The sequence below is a fragment of the Christiangramia sabulilitoris genome, from assembly GCF_007050985.1.
GTDB lineage: Bacteria > Bacteroidota > Bacteroidia > Flavobacteriales > Flavobacteriaceae > Christiangramia > Christiangramia sabulilitoris.
Window position 1 is genome coordinate 994,047 of the sequence record NZ_VHSF01000001.1, and the last position, 15,922, is coordinate 1,009,968.

Annotated in this window: 19 protein-coding genes; 10 read left to right on the top strand and 9 right to left on the bottom strand. The window is 40.4% G+C overall.

All coding sequences use genetic code 11. The features are described from left to right. Positions 1-69: 69 nt before the first annotated feature. Entirely contained in the window at positions 70-516 is a 447-nt protein-coding gene (locus FGM01_RS04520; RefSeq protein WP_143409932.1) for a ferritin-like domain-containing protein, read from the bottom strand. 273 nt (positions 517-789) lie between these two features. Here FGM01_RS04520 and FGM01_RS04525 point away from each other — a divergent pair, with 273 nt between their 5' ends. Both FGM01_RS04525 and rimM read left to right on the top strand, forming a co-directional pair. Further along, a complete protein-coding gene (locus FGM01_RS04525) occupies positions 790-1,380 on the top strand; it encodes a 30S ribosomal protein S16 (RefSeq protein WP_143409933.1) in 591 nt (196 codons plus the stop codon). Positions 1,381-1,392: 12 nt separating this feature from the next. Continuing rightward, a complete protein-coding gene (rimM, locus tag FGM01_RS04530) occupies positions 1,393-1,920 on the top strand; it encodes a ribosome maturation factor RimM (RefSeq protein ID WP_143409934.1) in 528 nt (175 codons plus the stop codon). 132 nt (positions 1,921-2,052) lie between these two features. Here the strand turns inward: rimM and leuS are convergent, their stop codons facing one another. Together leuS and FGM01_RS04540 are read right to left on the bottom strand one after the other, a co-directional pair. Further along, positions 2,053-4,866, bottom strand: coding sequence for a leucine--tRNA ligase (gene leuS, locus FGM01_RS04535; RefSeq protein WP_143410343.1), 2,814 nt, complete (start codon positions 4,864-4,866; stop codon positions 2,053-2,055). A 154-nt stretch (positions 4,867-5,020) separates the two neighbouring features. Then, a complete protein-coding gene (locus FGM01_RS04540) occupies positions 5,021-5,953 on the bottom strand; it encodes a ketopantoate reductase family protein (protein WP_143409935.1) in 933 nt (310 codons plus the stop codon). Between the two features lie 628 nt (positions 5,954-6,581). Here FGM01_RS04540 and FGM01_RS04545 point away from each other — a divergent pair. The 7 genes from FGM01_RS04545 to FGM01_RS04575 all read left to right on the top strand — a co-directional run bounded on the left by FGM01_RS04545 (position 6,582) and on the right by FGM01_RS04575 (position 11,118). Then, on the top strand, positions 6,582-7,460 hold the full coding sequence (locus tag FGM01_RS04545; RefSeq protein ID WP_143409936.1) for a cell division protein FtsX: 879 nt from the start codon (positions 6,582-6,584) through the stop codon (positions 7,458-7,460). A 135-nt stretch (positions 7,461-7,595) separates the two neighbouring features. Next, positions 7,596-7,970 (top strand): GxxExxY protein, encoded by a 375-nt coding sequence (locus FGM01_RS04550; RefSeq protein WP_143409937.1) that lies wholly within the window; start codon positions 7,596-7,598, stop codon positions 7,968-7,970. A 34-nt stretch (positions 7,971-8,004) separates the two neighbouring features. Beyond that, the gene (locus tag FGM01_RS04555; RefSeq protein ID WP_143409938.1) at positions 8,005-8,262 is read left to right on the top strand and encodes a DUF3098 domain-containing protein; all 258 of its coding nucleotides are present in this window, start codon (positions 8,005-8,007) and stop codon (positions 8,260-8,262) included. Between the two features lie 5 nt (positions 8,263-8,267). Next, the gene (locus tag FGM01_RS04560) at positions 8,268-9,062 is read left to right on the top strand and encodes an undecaprenyl-diphosphate phosphatase (RefSeq protein ID WP_143409939.1); all 795 of its coding nucleotides are present in this window, start codon (positions 8,268-8,270) and stop codon (positions 9,060-9,062) included. Further along, positions 9,052-9,768, top strand: a complete 717-nt coding sequence (gene truB / locus FGM01_RS04565) for a tRNA pseudouridine(55) synthase TruB (RefSeq protein WP_143409940.1) — start codon at positions 9,052-9,054, stop codon at positions 9,766-9,768. Before FGM01_RS04560 ends, truB begins: the two co-directional genes overlap by 11 nt. Positions 9,769-9,790: 22 nt before the next feature. Further along, positions 9,791-10,519 carry an energy transducer TonB family protein gene (locus FGM01_RS04570; protein ID WP_143409941.1) on the top strand — a complete coding sequence of 243 codons (729 nt, stop codon included), beginning with the start codon at positions 9,791-9,793 and terminating at the stop codon, positions 10,517-10,519. A 5-nt stretch (positions 10,520-10,524) separates the two neighbouring features. Next, on the top strand, positions 10,525-11,118 hold the full coding sequence (locus FGM01_RS04575; RefSeq protein ID WP_143409942.1) for a DNA-3-methyladenine glycosylase I: 594 nt from the start codon (positions 10,525-10,527) through the stop codon (positions 11,116-11,118). Here FGM01_RS04575 and aat read toward each other — a convergent pair. From aat to FGM01_RS04590, 3 genes are all read right to left on the bottom strand, one after another. After that, positions 11,111-11,749 (bottom strand): leucyl/phenylalanyl-tRNA--protein transferase, encoded by a 639-nt coding sequence (gene aat, locus FGM01_RS04580; protein ID WP_143409943.1) that lies wholly within the window; start codon positions 11,747-11,749, stop codon positions 11,111-11,113. The two genes, FGM01_RS04575 and aat, sit on opposite strands and share 8 nt — an antisense overlap. Before the next feature lie 152 nt (positions 11,750-11,901). Beyond that, positions 11,902-12,276 carry a DUF3127 domain-containing protein gene (locus FGM01_RS04585; protein ID WP_143409944.1) on the bottom strand — a complete coding sequence of 125 codons (375 nt, stop codon included), beginning with the start codon at positions 12,274-12,276 and terminating at the stop codon, positions 11,902-11,904. A 7-nt stretch (positions 12,277-12,283) separates the two neighbouring features. Further along, on the bottom strand, positions 12,284-13,156 hold the full coding sequence (locus tag FGM01_RS04590) for a flavin reductase family protein (protein WP_143409945.1): 873 nt from the start codon (positions 13,154-13,156) through the stop codon (positions 12,284-12,286). 114 nt (positions 13,157-13,270) lie between these two features. On the opposite strand from FGM01_RS04590, the gene FGM01_RS04595 reads away from it, so the two are divergent. Further along, the gene (locus tag FGM01_RS04595; protein ID WP_143409946.1) at positions 13,271-14,419 is read left to right on the top strand and encodes a sensor histidine kinase; all 1,149 of its coding nucleotides are present in this window, start codon (positions 13,271-13,273) and stop codon (positions 14,417-14,419) included. Here FGM01_RS04595 and FGM01_RS04600 read toward each other — a convergent pair. The 3 genes from FGM01_RS04600 to greA all read right to left on the bottom strand — a co-directional run bounded on the left by FGM01_RS04600 (position 14,416) and on the right by greA (position 15,797). Continuing rightward, a complete protein-coding gene (locus tag FGM01_RS04600; protein ID WP_143409947.1) occupies positions 14,416-14,820 on the bottom strand; it encodes an acyl-CoA thioesterase in 405 nt (134 codons plus the stop codon). The genes FGM01_RS04595 and FGM01_RS04600 overlap by 4 nt on opposite strands. Before the next feature lie 5 nt (positions 14,821-14,825). Then, positions 14,826-15,221 (bottom strand): HIT family protein, encoded by a 396-nt coding sequence (locus tag FGM01_RS04605; protein WP_143409948.1) that lies wholly within the window; start codon positions 15,219-15,221, stop codon positions 14,826-14,828. Between the two features lie 99 nt (positions 15,222-15,320). Further along, on the bottom strand, positions 15,321-15,797 hold the full coding sequence (gene greA, locus FGM01_RS04610; RefSeq protein ID WP_143409949.1) for a transcription elongation factor GreA: 477 nt from the start codon (positions 15,795-15,797) through the stop codon (positions 15,321-15,323). Between the last annotated feature and the right edge of the window lie 125 nt (positions 15,798-15,922).

A 15,922-nucleotide genomic window follows, 5' to 3' on the forward strand; every position in this document is an offset into this window, starting at 1 on the left:
GTGGGTTTATAATCCTTCCTGTTTGGTATTTTTTGGGACATTTACCGAAGGACTTATAAAATAGCATACTTATGCCAGGTTTTCTAAGGTCTTTACTTCATTTAATGCTGCAACAATAGCGTTTTTTTGCTTTAGCAAAATATTACCTGTAGATGCCGGGATATCTGAATCCTTAAGAATATCTTCATATTCCTCGATAGCAGCTTTTTCACCTCTAATTGCTTCTTCAAGTACAGCTTCATCCTTGTCGCCAGAAAGGCTTGCTTTCAAATTCATCCACGATCTGTGTACATCACCTGCCAGACTGGAACCTTTATCCGGTTCTTCACCGAAATTTCTGATCTCGGACTTCAATTCATGACCAAAATCATAACGCTCCTGAGCTCTTTGGGTAAAGAATGTTTTCAATTGCTGATGGTCTACTTTTTCTGCAGCCAGTTTGTATCCTTTCTCAGCATCATAATTCTTTTCTAATAACTCGTTTAATTTTTTAGATATCTCACTTGAATAACTCATAGCTTAAAATTTTTCTGTTTTTCTGTCGAGTAAAGATAAGGTTGACCCATGCCTCCAACAACCTATTTAACAGGGTTTAGCACTAATTAACCTCTTTTAACAGCAGTCATTCTTTTTAACTAAAAATCTTCCTAAAGCACAAACTAAAACTAACTGGGCAGCAATAAAATACACTCCATTTTTTTTAAGAGGAAAAAGCATAAAATTAGAAAAATGTAGTATCTTTGCACACTTATTAATAACCGGGGTCGCGAACCCCAAAATTTAATTTTTATGCCAGTAAAAATAAGATTACAAAGACACGGTAAAAAAGGAAAACCTTTTTTCTGGATTGTTGCTGCGGATACTCGCGCAAAAAGAGACGGTAAATTTTTGGATAAATTGGGAATCTATAACCCTAACACAAATCCTGCTACTATCGAACTTGATGTAGACGGAGCTGTTAAGTGGTTACAAAACGGTGCTCAACCAACAGATACCGCTCGTGCTATCCTTTCTTACAAAGGAGCTTTACTTAAAAAACACTTAGCAGTAGGTGTGAAAAAAGGAGCATTAACTGAAGAGCAGGCTGAGGAGAAATTCCAGGCATGGTTAGAAGAAAAAGAAGGAAAGATAGGAGCTAAAAAAGACTCTTTGAGCAAAGCTCAGGAAGCTGAAAAAGCTAAAGCTCTGGAAGCTGAGAAAGAAGCTAACGCTAAGCGTGAAGCTGAATTCAAAGAAGCTGAGGAAGCTGAAGCGAAAGCTGCTGCTGAGGCTGCTGCGGTTGCAGAAGCTACAGACGAAGCTACCGTTGAAAATGCTGAAGAAGAAGTGGGAGCTGCAACTGCAGAAGAAGCTAAAACTGAAGACAAAAAAGACGCTTAAACAGCAATTGCAATGACTAAGGAAGAATGCTTCTACCTGGGAAAGATCGTTGCAAAATTTAGCTTTAAAGGTGAGGTGCTCATAAAACTTGACACCGATGAGCCTGAAACTTACACAGAAATGGAATCAGTACTCGTTGAATACAACGATAATCTGGTTCCATTTTTTATTGAGCGCTCTTACCTGCACAAAAGCACCCTGTTAAGAGCGAAATTTGAAGATATAGATACAGAGGATGATGCCGAGGATATGATTGGCACCGATGTATATCTACCCCTCACCATGCTCCCCGAACTTCCGGAAGATAAATTCTACTTCCACGAGATCATTGGTTTTGATGTTATTGATGCAGAACATGGGAATATTGGCAAAGTTGTTTCTATAAATGACACCACATCCCAGGCTTTATTCGAAATAGACAAAGAGGGGAAACAGATCTTGATCCCGATGAATGATGAATTCATTCAAAAAGTGGATAAAAAAAATAAACAGATCAGGGTTATTACTCCTGAAGGCCTTGTAGAACTCTACCTAGGATAATCCTTCGTTATCCTCCCGTTATTGAGCGATGCTGAAACTCCCGAAGGATCGGGACAGCGGGACGAAAATGCATAAAAAAACCGCTCTCTTCCGAAAGCGGTAATTTACAAGTTATATTTTCTCTTATTGCAACTAGCCTACAATATTCACAATCTTGCCAGGCACAACGATCACCTTTTTCGGTGTACGCCCGTCTAATTGCTTTTGAGTGCGCTCATCGTTCATTACATTCTGTTCAATTTCATCCTTACCCATATCTAAAGGAAGCTCCATGGTAAATCTCATCTTCCCGTTGAAGGAAACCGGGTAGTTCTTAGTACTTTCTACCAGATATTTTTCCTCAAAAACGGGATATTCTGCCGTGGTAATAGAATCTGAATTCCCCAGTTTTTCCCAAAGCTCTTCCGCGATATGAGGAGCATAAGGAGCGATAAGCACCGCTAATGGCTCAAGGATCTCTCGGCTATTGCACTTTTGAGCGGTAAGCTCGTTCACACAGATCATAAAAGTTGATACAGAAGTATTAAAGCTGAATTCTTCAATATCCTCGGTTACTTTTTTAATGGTCTTATGCAGGGTCTTTAACGAATCTGCCGAAGCCTTTTCGTTTGAAACAGAAAAGTCGTCCCCTTCATGATAAAGTTTCCAGAGTTTCTTCAGGAAGCTATGTACCCCGGTGATCCCGGCGGTATTCCATGGCTTCGCCTGTTCCAGCGGCCCAAGGAACATTTCGTACATTCTTAAGGTATCTGCCCCGTAATCTTTACAGATCTCATCTGGGTTCACGACATTGTACTTGGATTTGGACATTTTCTCCACTTCTCTACCAACGATATATTTTCCATCTTCGGTTAGGAATTTAGCATCGGCAAATTCCGGACGCCATTTTTTAAAGCCTTCTATATCCAGCTCATCTGAAGCGTTTACCAAAGAAACATCTGCATGAATTGGCTGCACATTATTGCCTTTGATCTGGTTTTTAGAAACAAATACATTCTCTCCTTCAAGCCTGTACACAAATGCACTGGTCCCAAGGATCATTCCCTGGTTGATCAGCTTTTTGAACGGTTCTTCAACCGTAAGCCATCCACGATCGTATAAGAATTTGGTCCAGAATCTTGAATATAACAAGTGACCGGTAGCATGCTCGCTACCACCAATGTAGAGGTCTACGTTTTCCCAGTATTTCTGAGCTTCTTCCGAAACAAAGCGATCAGGGTTTCCGGCATCCATATATCTGAAAAGATACCAGCTGCTTCCTGCCCATCCCGGCATTGTATTAAGTTCCAGAGGAAAAACAGTTTCATCATCTATTTCAGAATTGGAAACCACTTTATTATTCTTTGTATCCCAGGCCCATTCGGTAGCATTTCCTAATGGTGGCTCACCGGTTTCGGTTGGAAGATATTTTTCAACTTCAGGCAATCTTAATGGAAGGTGCTCAAGGTCTATCATTTTGGGTAAACCGTTCACATAATAGACAGGGAAAGGCTCTCCCCAATATCTTTGACGGCTGAACACCGCATCTCTAAGCCTGTAATTCGTTTTTCCGTAACCCTGACCTGTTTTTTCCAGTTCCAGAATTACTTTATTTAATGCTTCTTTATATTCCAGTCCGCTGAGGAAATCTGAATTCGCGATCACTGTGCCTTCTTTCCCCGCATAAGCTTCCTGGGAAACATCTATATTTTCAAAAATATTAGGAATCGGAAGATCGAAATGTCTCGCGAAATCATGGTCACGCTGGTCACCGCAAGGAACGGCCATAACCGCCCCGGTTCCGTAACCCGCAAGTACATAATCCCCTATCCAGATCGGGATAGATTCCCCGGTAAATGGATGTTCGGCATAAGCCCCGGTAAAAACACCGGTTATGCTTTTCACATCTGCCATACGTTCACGCTCACTTCTCTTGGCACTGGCTTCGATATAAGCCTCCACTTCTTCACGGTGAGCTTCTGTAGTGATCTCTTTAACCAGGTCATGTTCGGGTGCAAGCGTCATAAAACTTACCCCAAAGATGGTGTCAGGTCGCGTGGTGAAGACCCCAACTGTATGATCTGTATCCTTTATCTTAAAGTCTACATGCGCCCCAACCGATTTCCCGATCCAGTTACGCTGACTTTCCTTTAGACTTTCGGTCCAGTCAATTTTATTAAGACCCTGAAGCAATCTTTCCGCAAACGCAGAAATTCGCATGCTCCATTGAGTCATTTTCTTTCTGATGACCGGATAACCACCACGTTCAGATACTCCGTTTACAATTTCATCATTAGCAAGCACAGTCCCAAGTTGCGGACACCAGTTCACTTCAGCTTCCGCTAAATAAGTAAGACGGTATTTTAAAAGAATCTGTTCTTTCTCATCTGCAGAATATTTATTCCACTCAGCTGCTGAAAATTCTTCGGTATCATTATCGCAAGCAGCATTTATTCGAGAATTACCTTCAGAAGTAAAGATCTCTTCCAGTTCTGAAATTGGGCGGGACTTTTCTGCTTCCTGGTCGTACCAGCTTTCAAAAAGCTGGATAAAGATCCATTGCGTCCATTTATAATAATCTGGCTCGCTGGTTCTTACCTCGCGGCTCCAGTCGAAAGAAAACCCGATTTTATCTAATTGCTCCCGGTAACGGGCGATGTTATTCTCTGTAGTTACCGCAGGATGCTGACCGGTCTGTATCGCATATTGTTCTGCCGGAAGACCAAAACTGTCATATCCCTGTGGATGCAACACGTTAAACCCTTTATGCCTTTTAAAGCGGGCATAGATATCACTGGCAATATAGCCAAGCGGATGCCCCACATGAAGTCCCGCTCCGGATGGATAGGGGAACATGTCCAGCACATAATATTTCGGTTTATCAGAATCGTTGTTGGCTTTAAAAGTCTGGTTTTCTGCCCAGTATTTCTGCCATTTCTCTTCGATCTTATTAAAGTGATAACTCATTTTCTTCTCTTTCTTTAACTTTCCGTCATGCTGAACTTGTTTCAGCATCTAACAATTAGACCCTAAACCTCCCGAAACGTCGGGACAGCCTGACGGTATTTTCTGAAACGCAAAAATACAATTTTAAAGGACTTATGCGGAATGATTGAAAGTTCTATTCCCGGCTTTTTCTCGCTTCTTCCTCCATAGGTTTCAGGCATTCATAGATATACCTGTTCACGGGAGTTTTAAACCCTAGCCTTTCTCCCTCTTTTACGATAAAGCCATTAAAATTCTCCAGTTCTGAAGGTTTGCCATTCATAATATCTCGCTGGGTAGAAGCGGTGGTACCCTCAGGTTGGGAATTTATGATCTCAAAGACCATTTCCAGGTGCTTCGCGGTTAAGTGAACTCCTTTAGCCTTTCCAACTTCAATGATTTCTTTGGCCGAATTTCTCATCATTTCGTTGAGATATTTACTATCTCTGATCTTATCTATCGGCACCCTCGTAAGCCCACCGATTCCACTGACGGTACAGATAAACAGGAACTTTTTCCAGATCTCTAACTGGATATTTTCCGGAATATTATTTTCTATTCCCGCTTCATCGAGCATATCGCCAATTTTCAAAACCCTGTCTGATTGAGAATTATCTGCCTCCCCAAAAACGATCTTCGGCTCATAGGAAGCATGTTTTATTTTACCCGGTTCTTCTAAAAAACTTACAATAAAACAAAGCCCTGCCAGCACATTTTCCCTTGGAAGGATCTCTATTAGTTTTTCGTAGTTATCGGCTCCGTTTTGCAAAGGAAGAACGATGGTATTTTCTCCAATTATGGGTTTTAATTTTGCCGCTACCGCCGGGATCTGCCAGGATTTTATCCCAAGAATTATAAGGTCTGGTTTTGAAACTTCAGAGACATCTGAAGTAGCCATCTTTGGTTTCACTTTAAAATTCCCTTTGATGCTTTCCACCTCGAGTCCGTGTTTTTGTATCGCTTTAAGGTGCTCCCCTCTGGCAATCATACTTACATTAAAACCTGCATTAGCGAGCTTTCCACCAAAATAGCCTCCAACGCCGCCAATTCCATAAACCAAAATTTCCATAAACTGAATTTTCTCAAATTTAGGAAACTTAAATCGAACGTAACCCTGTCCTGATGCTTCGGGAGTTTCAGGGTCTAAATAGATTCCTCGACTGCGCTCGGAATGACAAAACACATGTCACATTGAGCGCAGTCGAAATGTATTATACAGAACCATGCTTCGACAGGCTCAGCAGACCAAAACGTCAACCTGCCATGATGCTTCGAGGGATTTAGGGGCTAATGAGATGCTGAAACAATCCCGAAGTATCGGGACAGCATGACGAGGAATGAATGTGAAATGTCATTTTGAAGAAGTGAAATGACTGAGAAATCTGACCTTAAGAGATTCCTCGACTCCGCTCGGAATGACAATAAACATGTCACATTGAGCGCACTTAAAATGTGTTATTCAAAACCATGCTTCGACTGCGCTCAGCATGACTACTTAATCTTCGAGGTCACCCTGAATTTATTTTAGGGTCTCTGGAGATGCTAAAACGATTCCAATGTATCGGGACAGCATTACGTACCAAACCAATAGTTCAATAACTTAATTAGGATAGTCCCAATATTTTCAAAAGTTTAAACGTTTTAAAGATTAGGAAAACTTAACTTTCTTATTTTTACAAAAAATCTGAAGTCACTCTATGACCACATCTTTTGAAAGGTATCAGAAACGCCGACTCATATCTTCCTATTTTTCAGTAGTTATCAGTATTTCCCTGGTATTATTCCTTTTAGGAATGCTTGGCCTTCTGGTTTTAAATACTAAAAAGGTAGCCGATCATTTTAAGGAGCAGATCGCCCTTACGGTATATCTGAAGGATAATGCGAAAGAAGTTGAGATCGAGCAGTTGAAGAAAAGCCTGGCTATGGCAGACTATACCAAGTCTACAACTTTTGTTTCGAAAGAGGAAGCCGCAGAAGCACATAGTGAAGAGATAGGTGAAGATTTTATGGAATTCCTGGGATATAACCCACTTCAGAATTCCATCGACGTATATATGAACGCAGATTTTGTTTCCTCGGAACAGGTGGACAAAATTGCTGATGATCTTACTTCCAAGAATTTTGTAGACGAGGTCGTTTATGACAAACCTCTTATCGCATTGCTTAACGACAACGTTAAAAAAATTAGTTTCTGGGTATTGATCGCGAGCTCTGTTTTCACATTTATCGCAGTATTACTTATCAATAGCAGCATTAGACTGGCAGTATATTCAAAGAGATTTATCATTAAGACGATGCAGATGGTGGGTGCCACCAAAGGCTTTATTAGAAGGCCTTTTATCTGGCAGAGCGTAAAACTTGGATTAATAGGTGCTATTCTGGCACTCATTGGGATGGCTGCAGTACTTTATTATCTAAATAATAGTTTTACCGAGCTCAATCTTTTAGGTGATATTAAAATGCTGTTCATTCTATTCTCAGGGATTTTCTTGATGGGAATTGTAATTACATGGATAAGTACGTATTTTGCGACCTCGCGTTTTCTAAATCTGAAAACAGATGAGTTATACTATTAGTAATTGTTCCCAGCCACTAATGCACGAATAATTTTTTTTTCCAGAACGAATTGAAGGAAGGTAAAGAAGTCTTTATAGCCAGTTGGAATTCATAAGAGCATTCGTGAAAGAAAAAATAAAGATAGAACTTCAAATATGGCAAATCTCACCTATAAACAGGAAAGTTATGAGTTAATAGGTGTTTTATTTGATGTGCATAATGAATTAGGGGGAGGTTTTCTAGAGGCAGTGTATTCTGATGCTATAGAATATGAATTGAAAGCCAGAAACATTCCTTTTGAAAGAGAAAAAAGGTATCAGGTAAACTATAAAGAGGTGGTTCTGCCTCACCAATATGTGGCAGATTTCGTGATCTACGATAAGATAATTCTGGAAATAAAATCTGTAGCAACTCTTAATGATCGCCATATCGCTCAATGCATTAATTATCTTAAGGTTTCGGGGAATAAATTGGCAATATTGGTTAATTTTGAACCCGATAAATTAATGCATCAAAGAATAGTTTTGTAATTCATTAGTGCATTCGTGGGAAAAAGATTTAAAGATGAATGAAAAGAATAAAATAAAAGGAAGCTTCAACACAGGGTTTGTTTTCGGGAAGAGGAACTACACCTTCATGTTTATTGGAATTGGCGTGATCGTTCTGGGATTTATTTTGATGTCTGGCGGTGGCAGCGAAGATCCAAATGAATTTAATGAAGCTATCTATAACTTTCAAAGAATTCGACTTGCACCCGCTTTGGTGCTGATTGGCTTTGCGATAGAAGTATATGCCATATTGTTGAATCCCCATAAAAAATAATAAGTTTGGACGTATTAGACGCCGTGATCCTTGGTATCATCCAGGGACTTACCGAATTTTTACCAGTTTCTTCCAGTGGTCATTTAGAATTAGGAAAAGCTATTTTAGGAGATACCAGTGTACCTGAAGAGTCTCTGCTATTTACCGTAGTACTTCATTTTGCCACAGCTTTGAGTACGCTTGTTGTTTTCAGAAAAGATGTTTTTGAGATCATAGGAGGTTTACTAAGTTTTAAATGGAATGAAGAGACGCAGTTCTCATTAAAGATCATAGTTTCAATGATTCCCGCAGTCCTTGTAGGATTGCTTTTTGAAGAACAACTCGAAGCATTATTTGGTGGAAATATTCTTTTCGTTGGGTTTATGCTTCTAATTACAGCCTTACTGCTCTGGCTGGCCGATAAAGCAAAAAATACTGGAAAAAAGGTAAGTTACAGCAACGCGTTCGTTATCGGGATTTCCCAGGCGATAGCCATGCTTCCTGGGATTTCAAGAAGTGGAGCTACCATATCAACTTCCGTTCTATTAGGAAATGATAAGACCAAAGCTGCGAGATTCTCTTTCTTAATGGTCGTGCCTTTGATTTTCGGAAAGATCGCTAAAGATCTCTTAAGCGGAGAACTAATGGAAAGCACTGCAGATTTTTCTATTCTGGCAGTAGGTTTTGTTGCAGCATTTATTGCCGGCCTGGTTGCCTGCACCTGGATGATCGCGCTGGTTAAGAAAAGTAAACTTTCATGGTTTGCTGTCTATTGCTTTGTGGTGGGACTTGCGGCTATTACTTTTGCATATGCGCAATAACGAATTTACTCCCGAAGAATTCAAAACAGGCCAGGTACTTCTTTTTGATAAACCTTTGAACTGGACATCATTTCAATTGGTGAACAAAGTGAGATGGCTTATTAGAAAAAGCTGCAAGATCAAAAAGATCAAAGTTGGCCATGCGGGAACTTTAGATCCCCTGGCAACAGGACTTTTGATCATCTGCACCGGGAAATTCACTAAAACTATACCTGATCTACAGGGACAGATCAAAGAGTATACGGGTACTTTTACCATAGGTAGCACTACCCCATCTTTTGACCTGGAGACCGAAATTGACGAAAAATTCCCCACAGATCATATAACTGAAGAACTTCTTCAGGAAACCACAAAAAAATTTCTTGGCGAAATTGACCAGACCCCCCCGGTTTTCTCAGCTTTAAAGAAAGACGGAAAAAGACTTTACGAATATGCCAGAGAAGGCAAGGAAGTTGAAGTAAAGTCAAGGAAGGTTGAAATTTCTGAATTCGAGATCGATACGGAAGAATTTCCGAAAGTTCATTTCAGAGTAGTTTGCAGCAAGGGAACTTATATAAGAAGTCTAGCTCATGAATACGGGCAGGCCCTGAATAGCGGCGCGCATCTTTCAGAATTAAGACGTACCGGAATTGGAGAATATTCTGTAGAAAAAGCGATGGATATCGAATCTTTCGAAAATTTGCTACCTTCACAAGAGAATATTTAAGTCGGCTGACGGTTAATTAGATATGAATTTTTTCGATAAATTTTTTGATAAGCATAAAGCGCTTATCCTTACCACCCTATCCTTTGCGGTCCTGATGCTGGCCTTGTATAATTTCAAGCTTGCCAACGGTAATCAGGAGACTGCAGAGATGCTGGTAGATCTTGAGCAATACCGGGTCGAAGAAAAAAAAGCTGAAGAACCAAAAAAGCAACAGGAAACTCCAAGGAGAAACCGCCGGGACGTGCAAACCCACCAGGCTTTCAACCAGGACAAAGAAACCCGGGAAGCAGATTTCAAAAATAAACTTGACGAGATATTTAACAAGAACAGCGCCAGTCAGGAACAGGCAGATAATGAAGATACAGAAGGTTCAGAAGGCAATTACGCTTTAAACAGAAAGAATTCTGAGGAAAAGAAAAATCGTTCAGATGGCGATGATTCCGCAAAAGAGGCTTCCCAGAGATCTGCTGCTTATGACTATAGCTCTATTTCCTTCTCTCTAAAAGGAAGGCGGGCGGTTCAAATTCCGAATCCTGTTTATACCTGTGATACAGCTGGAAAGGTGGTTATTAATATTACCGTAGATGCAAATGGGTATGTTGTGGATAGCTCTGTGAACAAAGGAAGTTCCACCACTACCAACGAATGTCTAACAGATCGCGCCCTGGAATATTCAGCAGGAGCAAAGTTCAGTAAACTCGCCGGCAGAAATTCTCAACCGGGAACGATCACTTATCATTTCAGATCTTAGGAATCATGGCAGAGATCAAACGTTGCGGCTGGTGCGAAGGGGATGCCTTATACGAAGCATATCACGATAAGGAATGGGGCGTTCCGGTACTGGACGACGAAACACTTTTTGAATTTCTTACGCTTGAAACTTTTCAGGCCGGGCTTAGCTGGATCACCGTGCTTAGAAAAAGAAACAATTTCAGACAGGCCTTTGATAATTTCGACTACAGAAAGATCGCACAATACAAAGAAGCCAGGATCACCGAATTAATGCAGAATTCCGGCATCATCAGGAACCAGATGAAAATCAGAGCGACGGTTACGAATGCCCAAGAATTCATGAAGATCCAGGACGAATTTGGAAGTTTTAGTAAATATATCTGGCAATTTGTGGATGGCAAGCCTATTCAAAATGAAATCGAGGATTATAGAAAAGCACCTGCAACTACAGAGATTAGCGATAAGCTAAGCAAAGACCTTAAGAAAAGAGGTTTTAAATTCGTGGGCTCTACTGTCATTTATGCCCATATGCAGGCAACGGGAATGGTAAACGACCATGAGCTAAGTTGTTTCAGATATGCTGAAATAAAAAAAATAGGAGAGCAGGTTTCTATTTAAGATATTCCAGAAATTCAGATCTCGGGATCTCTTCTGCTCCCAGACTCTTTAGGTGACTGGTATAGCTCTGGCAATCGATCAATTTTATACCTTCATCTTTTAGCTTTTGTACCAGCTTTATTAAACCAAATTTAGAAGCATTGCTGGCTTTCGCAAACATGCTTTCTCCGCAGAACACTTTCTTGTCCCTTAAATATATTCCATATAAGCCTCCAACCAATTTCGTTTTATCCCAGACCTCTGTAGAAATAGCAATTCCTTCATGGTGAAGCTGAAGATAATTCTCTTTTATCTCCCGGGTGATCCAGGTTCCTTCCTGGCCTTTCCTATCTACATTTCCGCAATTCTCTATCACCTTTTCAAATTCCTGGTTAAAGGTCACCTGGAATTTATCCTGATTTAAAAAAGGTCTCATGCTTTTAGCGATCTTTAAATTTTCAGGAAACAGGACCATCCTGGGATCTGGAGACCACCATAGTACAGGCTGACCTTCATTATACCAGGGAAAAATTCCTTTGTAATAGGCCTCTTTAAGTCTCTCTGGACTCAGGTCACGGCTAACTGCCAGCAATCCGTCAACATCTGCAAAGTCTACCGGTGGGAATTCCTGTTGTTTCTCAATAAAGTACAATCGCTGAAATTTTATCTTCTGAAATTAAAAAAGTCCGGCAAAAAATCTAACCGGACTTTAGTTTTTTATTCGAATATTCGCAACCTAACTTACGTCACCCTGAACTAGCTTCGGTCTCGAGAGATGCTGAAACAAGTTCAACATGACAAAAACTAGAAAGGAAGATCGTCATAATCTTCTTCATTTAGATCGCTAGCGGGTTCAAACTGGTCTGGTGGCGGTACATTAGAACCTCCTGAAGGCTGCTGTGCGGCCAGGTTCTCAATTCTCCATCCCTGTACAGAGTTAAAATACTTAGTCTCTCCCTGTGGGCTAACCCATTCGCGGCCTCTAAGGTTAATTCCAACCTTTACCGGCTGTCCTACCTGAAATGCATCTAAAAGACTGCATTTGTCCTGTACGAATTCGATCATAATATGTTGAGGATACTGCTCCTCTGTAGTTACGACCATTTCTCTTTTTTGAAAACCATTGCTTCCAAAGGTCTTGGTATCACCAATTAATTTAATCTTTCCCTGTACTTCCATTTTTTCCTTATTTTGCTAATAATATTTTCCACGCATTTTCCGGCTCATCTTTCTCGAGATATCGCTGCGCATGTTTATGAATTTTTTCTTTATCGCCGCTTTTTACAAGTTCGGCCTCTTCTGAATTCGAATTAAGAAAGGCTTCTATCTCCCCGTTTTCAGGCAAAGACTCTACATTCCCCAATTTTCCAAGATCATTCCCCGTTAAAACCTTACTTGTTCTAACATCCTCAGGCATGGCATCCACGCCAATCCCAAGAGTTGACAAAGGTTTTGGAACTTCGAACATTCCGGTTCTGGCCCTCGTATACCAGTTACCACCCATACGGGCTACCTGGTCTATTTTATACTGGTCTATATACCCATCTTCATCGAGTATTTCCTCTTTGATATGCATTTTCACCACATGACAGATAACTAGATTCCCGGCGCCACCTTCAGTCCCGGTTTCAATGATATCTACAATCTTACATTCAAATTGCACCGGAGCTTCGGCTACGCGAAAAGGCTTTACCAGATCAGCTTTCAGCATGGTGAGACCAGCCTTATCAAACTCGTTCACTCCTTCAGCATATTCAGTACTGGAAAGCGACATTTGTTGGACTATATCATAATTCACGATATTGATCACTACCTCATCTACCTTCCTGGCATTTTCAAAAGTATGCTTCGTGGTATTATCCCTTCCTCTTCTCGCAGGAGAAAAGATCAAAACCGGCGGGTTAGCACCAAACACGTTGAAAAAACTAAAAGGAGAAAGGTTGGGTTTTCCATCTTCATCTATCGTACTGGCAAAAGCAATAGGCCTTGGACCAATAGCCCCCAGTAAATACTGATGCAGTTTACCCACACTTACATCTTTAGGTTCCAGACTGAACATAGTTTAATTTTTGCCAAAGATAAAGAATCGGGCAGGGAATGAAAAGCAATGCTTTACAATAAAAATAGTTTTAAAACGCTTATATTTATTTTTACTAAAAAGCCGGAAACATACATGAATCTACCCGACGAACGCAGCTTTAACCGCTGGTTTATCATAATTTCCTGTCTTGTGGTCATAATCCTGGTGCTCTGGAATACCAGTATATTCTTTCAGCGTCTAAAAGAGGACGAAAGGGCAAAGATGAATATCTGGGCACAGGCACAGGAAGAACTCAGCAACGCCCCGGAAGATGCCGATCTCAGCCTAATTCTTGAAATTTTAAACAACAACACCTCTATTCCCATTATTCATACCAATGAGAATGGTGAAATCGTTTACACCACCAACCTGGATCCTGCCATTCAGGAAGATCCTGAACGCATTAAGGATTATCTGGAGGATTTAAAGGAAGAGAACGAACCTATCGCTGTGGACCTGGGAGATAATCAGATCCAGTACTTATATTATGGAAATTCCCCGGCACTGAACAAACTAAAATATTACCCAATTGGCCTCACCCTCATCGGCTTTTTATTTATCGGGGTGGTTTATTTCTTTTATACGACCACGAAAAGTAGTGAGCAGAACAAACTATGGGCTGGAATGGCAAAAGAAACGGCGCACCAGATAGGAACTCCCCTAAGCTCACTAATAGGATGGACCGAAATTTTAAAGTCTGAAAACGTTGACCCTTCATATGTGGTAGAAATGGAAAAGGATATCGACCGGCTCCGGACTATTACAGAAAGATTTTCCAAGATAGGTTCTTCTCCCAATTTACAAAAGACCGATATAGTTGCTGCCACGAGAGAAAGTTTTAATTATTTAAAAACCAGAAGTTCCAGCCTAATAGATTTTAAAATTAAAACGCCCAGACAGCCAATTTATGTACAGCTAAATGAACAGCTTTATAGCTGGACCATTGAAAATCTGGTTAAAAACGCAATTGATGCGATGCGTGGCAAGGGAGATCTGCTCGTGGAGATAAAGCAGGATATTAAACATGCCCATATTTACATTACAGATACTGGAAAAGGTATCGATAAAAATAAATTCAGGCTAATTTTTGAACCCGGGCAGACTACAAAAAAGCGTGGTTGGGGTTTAGGTCTTTCCCTGGCTAAAAGAATCATTGAAGAATATCATAAAGGAAAAATCAAGGTCGCCCGTAGTGAGATCAATAAAGGCACCACCTTTCAGATAAGTCTCAGGAAAATTTAAAATTCAGAAATTCTTTCTCTCATCCAATCCGGTACACGAAAGGTCTCTTTTTTCTCAAAGTCATAACACACTACCACATCTGTACCTTCAGCACATATTTCATCCTGAGCGTTGAGAATAACATGTTTTAAACCGAAGCTTTTATTTCCTATAAAATCCAGCCTGGTCTTTACGATCGCGACCCCGGGATAATGCAGAGATTTTTTAAAATCACATTTAGTGGAAACCAGCATAGTCCCCTGGCTGGAGTCACGATAAAACTCATGAATTCCGGTAGCTTCCCAGAAATTTACCCTACCGCTTTGCAGATACTGCATATAGGATACGTTATTTACATGCTCATACATATCCAGGTCACCCCAGTCGATGCGCAGTTCCAGGCTTAATTTATAATCTTCCAAATTACCTAGAGATCAACATTTTTACCTATGGCTTCAGCAAGATCTTTAAACTCCTGCTCGCTCATTTCCACATGATTCGAAAAATCCATATCCTTCATGCTGTTTAAGGGTATAAGGTGCACATGAGTATGTGGTACTTCCAGGCCTACTACAGCCATTCCCACCCTTTTACAGGAAACTGTCTTTTCAAGGGCAATGGAAACCCTTCTTACAAAGCGCATTAATTCCTGGTACATTCCTTCTTCCAGATCCCAGATCTTATCAACTTCTTTTTTAGGAATACACAGCACGTGCCCTTTTGCATTAGGCCTGATATCTAAAAAAGCTAAAAACTGGCTGTTTTCAGCTACTTTGTAAGCAGGCACTTCTCCTTTTATGATCTTTGAAAATAATGTTGACATGATTAGGTTGGTTTTTCATAAAAATAAAAAATCCTTTTCTCAAATCCGAAATTACAGAAGAAAGAAAAGGATTAAATTTTAACTGAAATGGACTATTTATTATTCCCTCCAGATCTCTATCACCTCAAATGAAACCGTTCCATTAGGTACCTCTATTTCGGCAGTATCTCCTACCTCTTTACCAAGAAGGCCTTTCCCTATAGGTGAATCTACAGAGATCTTTCCTGCCTTTAGATCTGCTTCACTTTGTGCCACCAGCTTATAGGTCATCTCAGCTCCGTTGGTTTTATTTTTGATCTTCACATGAGAATGCACCAGTACCTTGGAGGTATCTAATTGGGATTCATCGATAACCCTGGCATTTGCCACTACTTCTTCCAATTTAGATATTTTCAACTCAAGTAAACCCTGGGCTTCTTTCGCTGCGTCATATTCTGCATTTTCACTTAGATCTCCTTTATCGCGGGCTTCAGCAATAGCCTGAGAAGCCTTAGGTCTTTCAACATCTTTGAGTTGATTAAGCTCGTCCTTAAGCTTTTTTAACCCCTCTGGGGTATAATAAGATACTTTGCTCATAACTTTATCGTTTAAATAATCGCGGTCTGGATACTACTCCATAAACCGGAAAACATACCTTATAATGATTTTAGTAATAAATTGAATCCCTGGATGCGGGATTGCCCGGTTCTATAAGTTTTTAG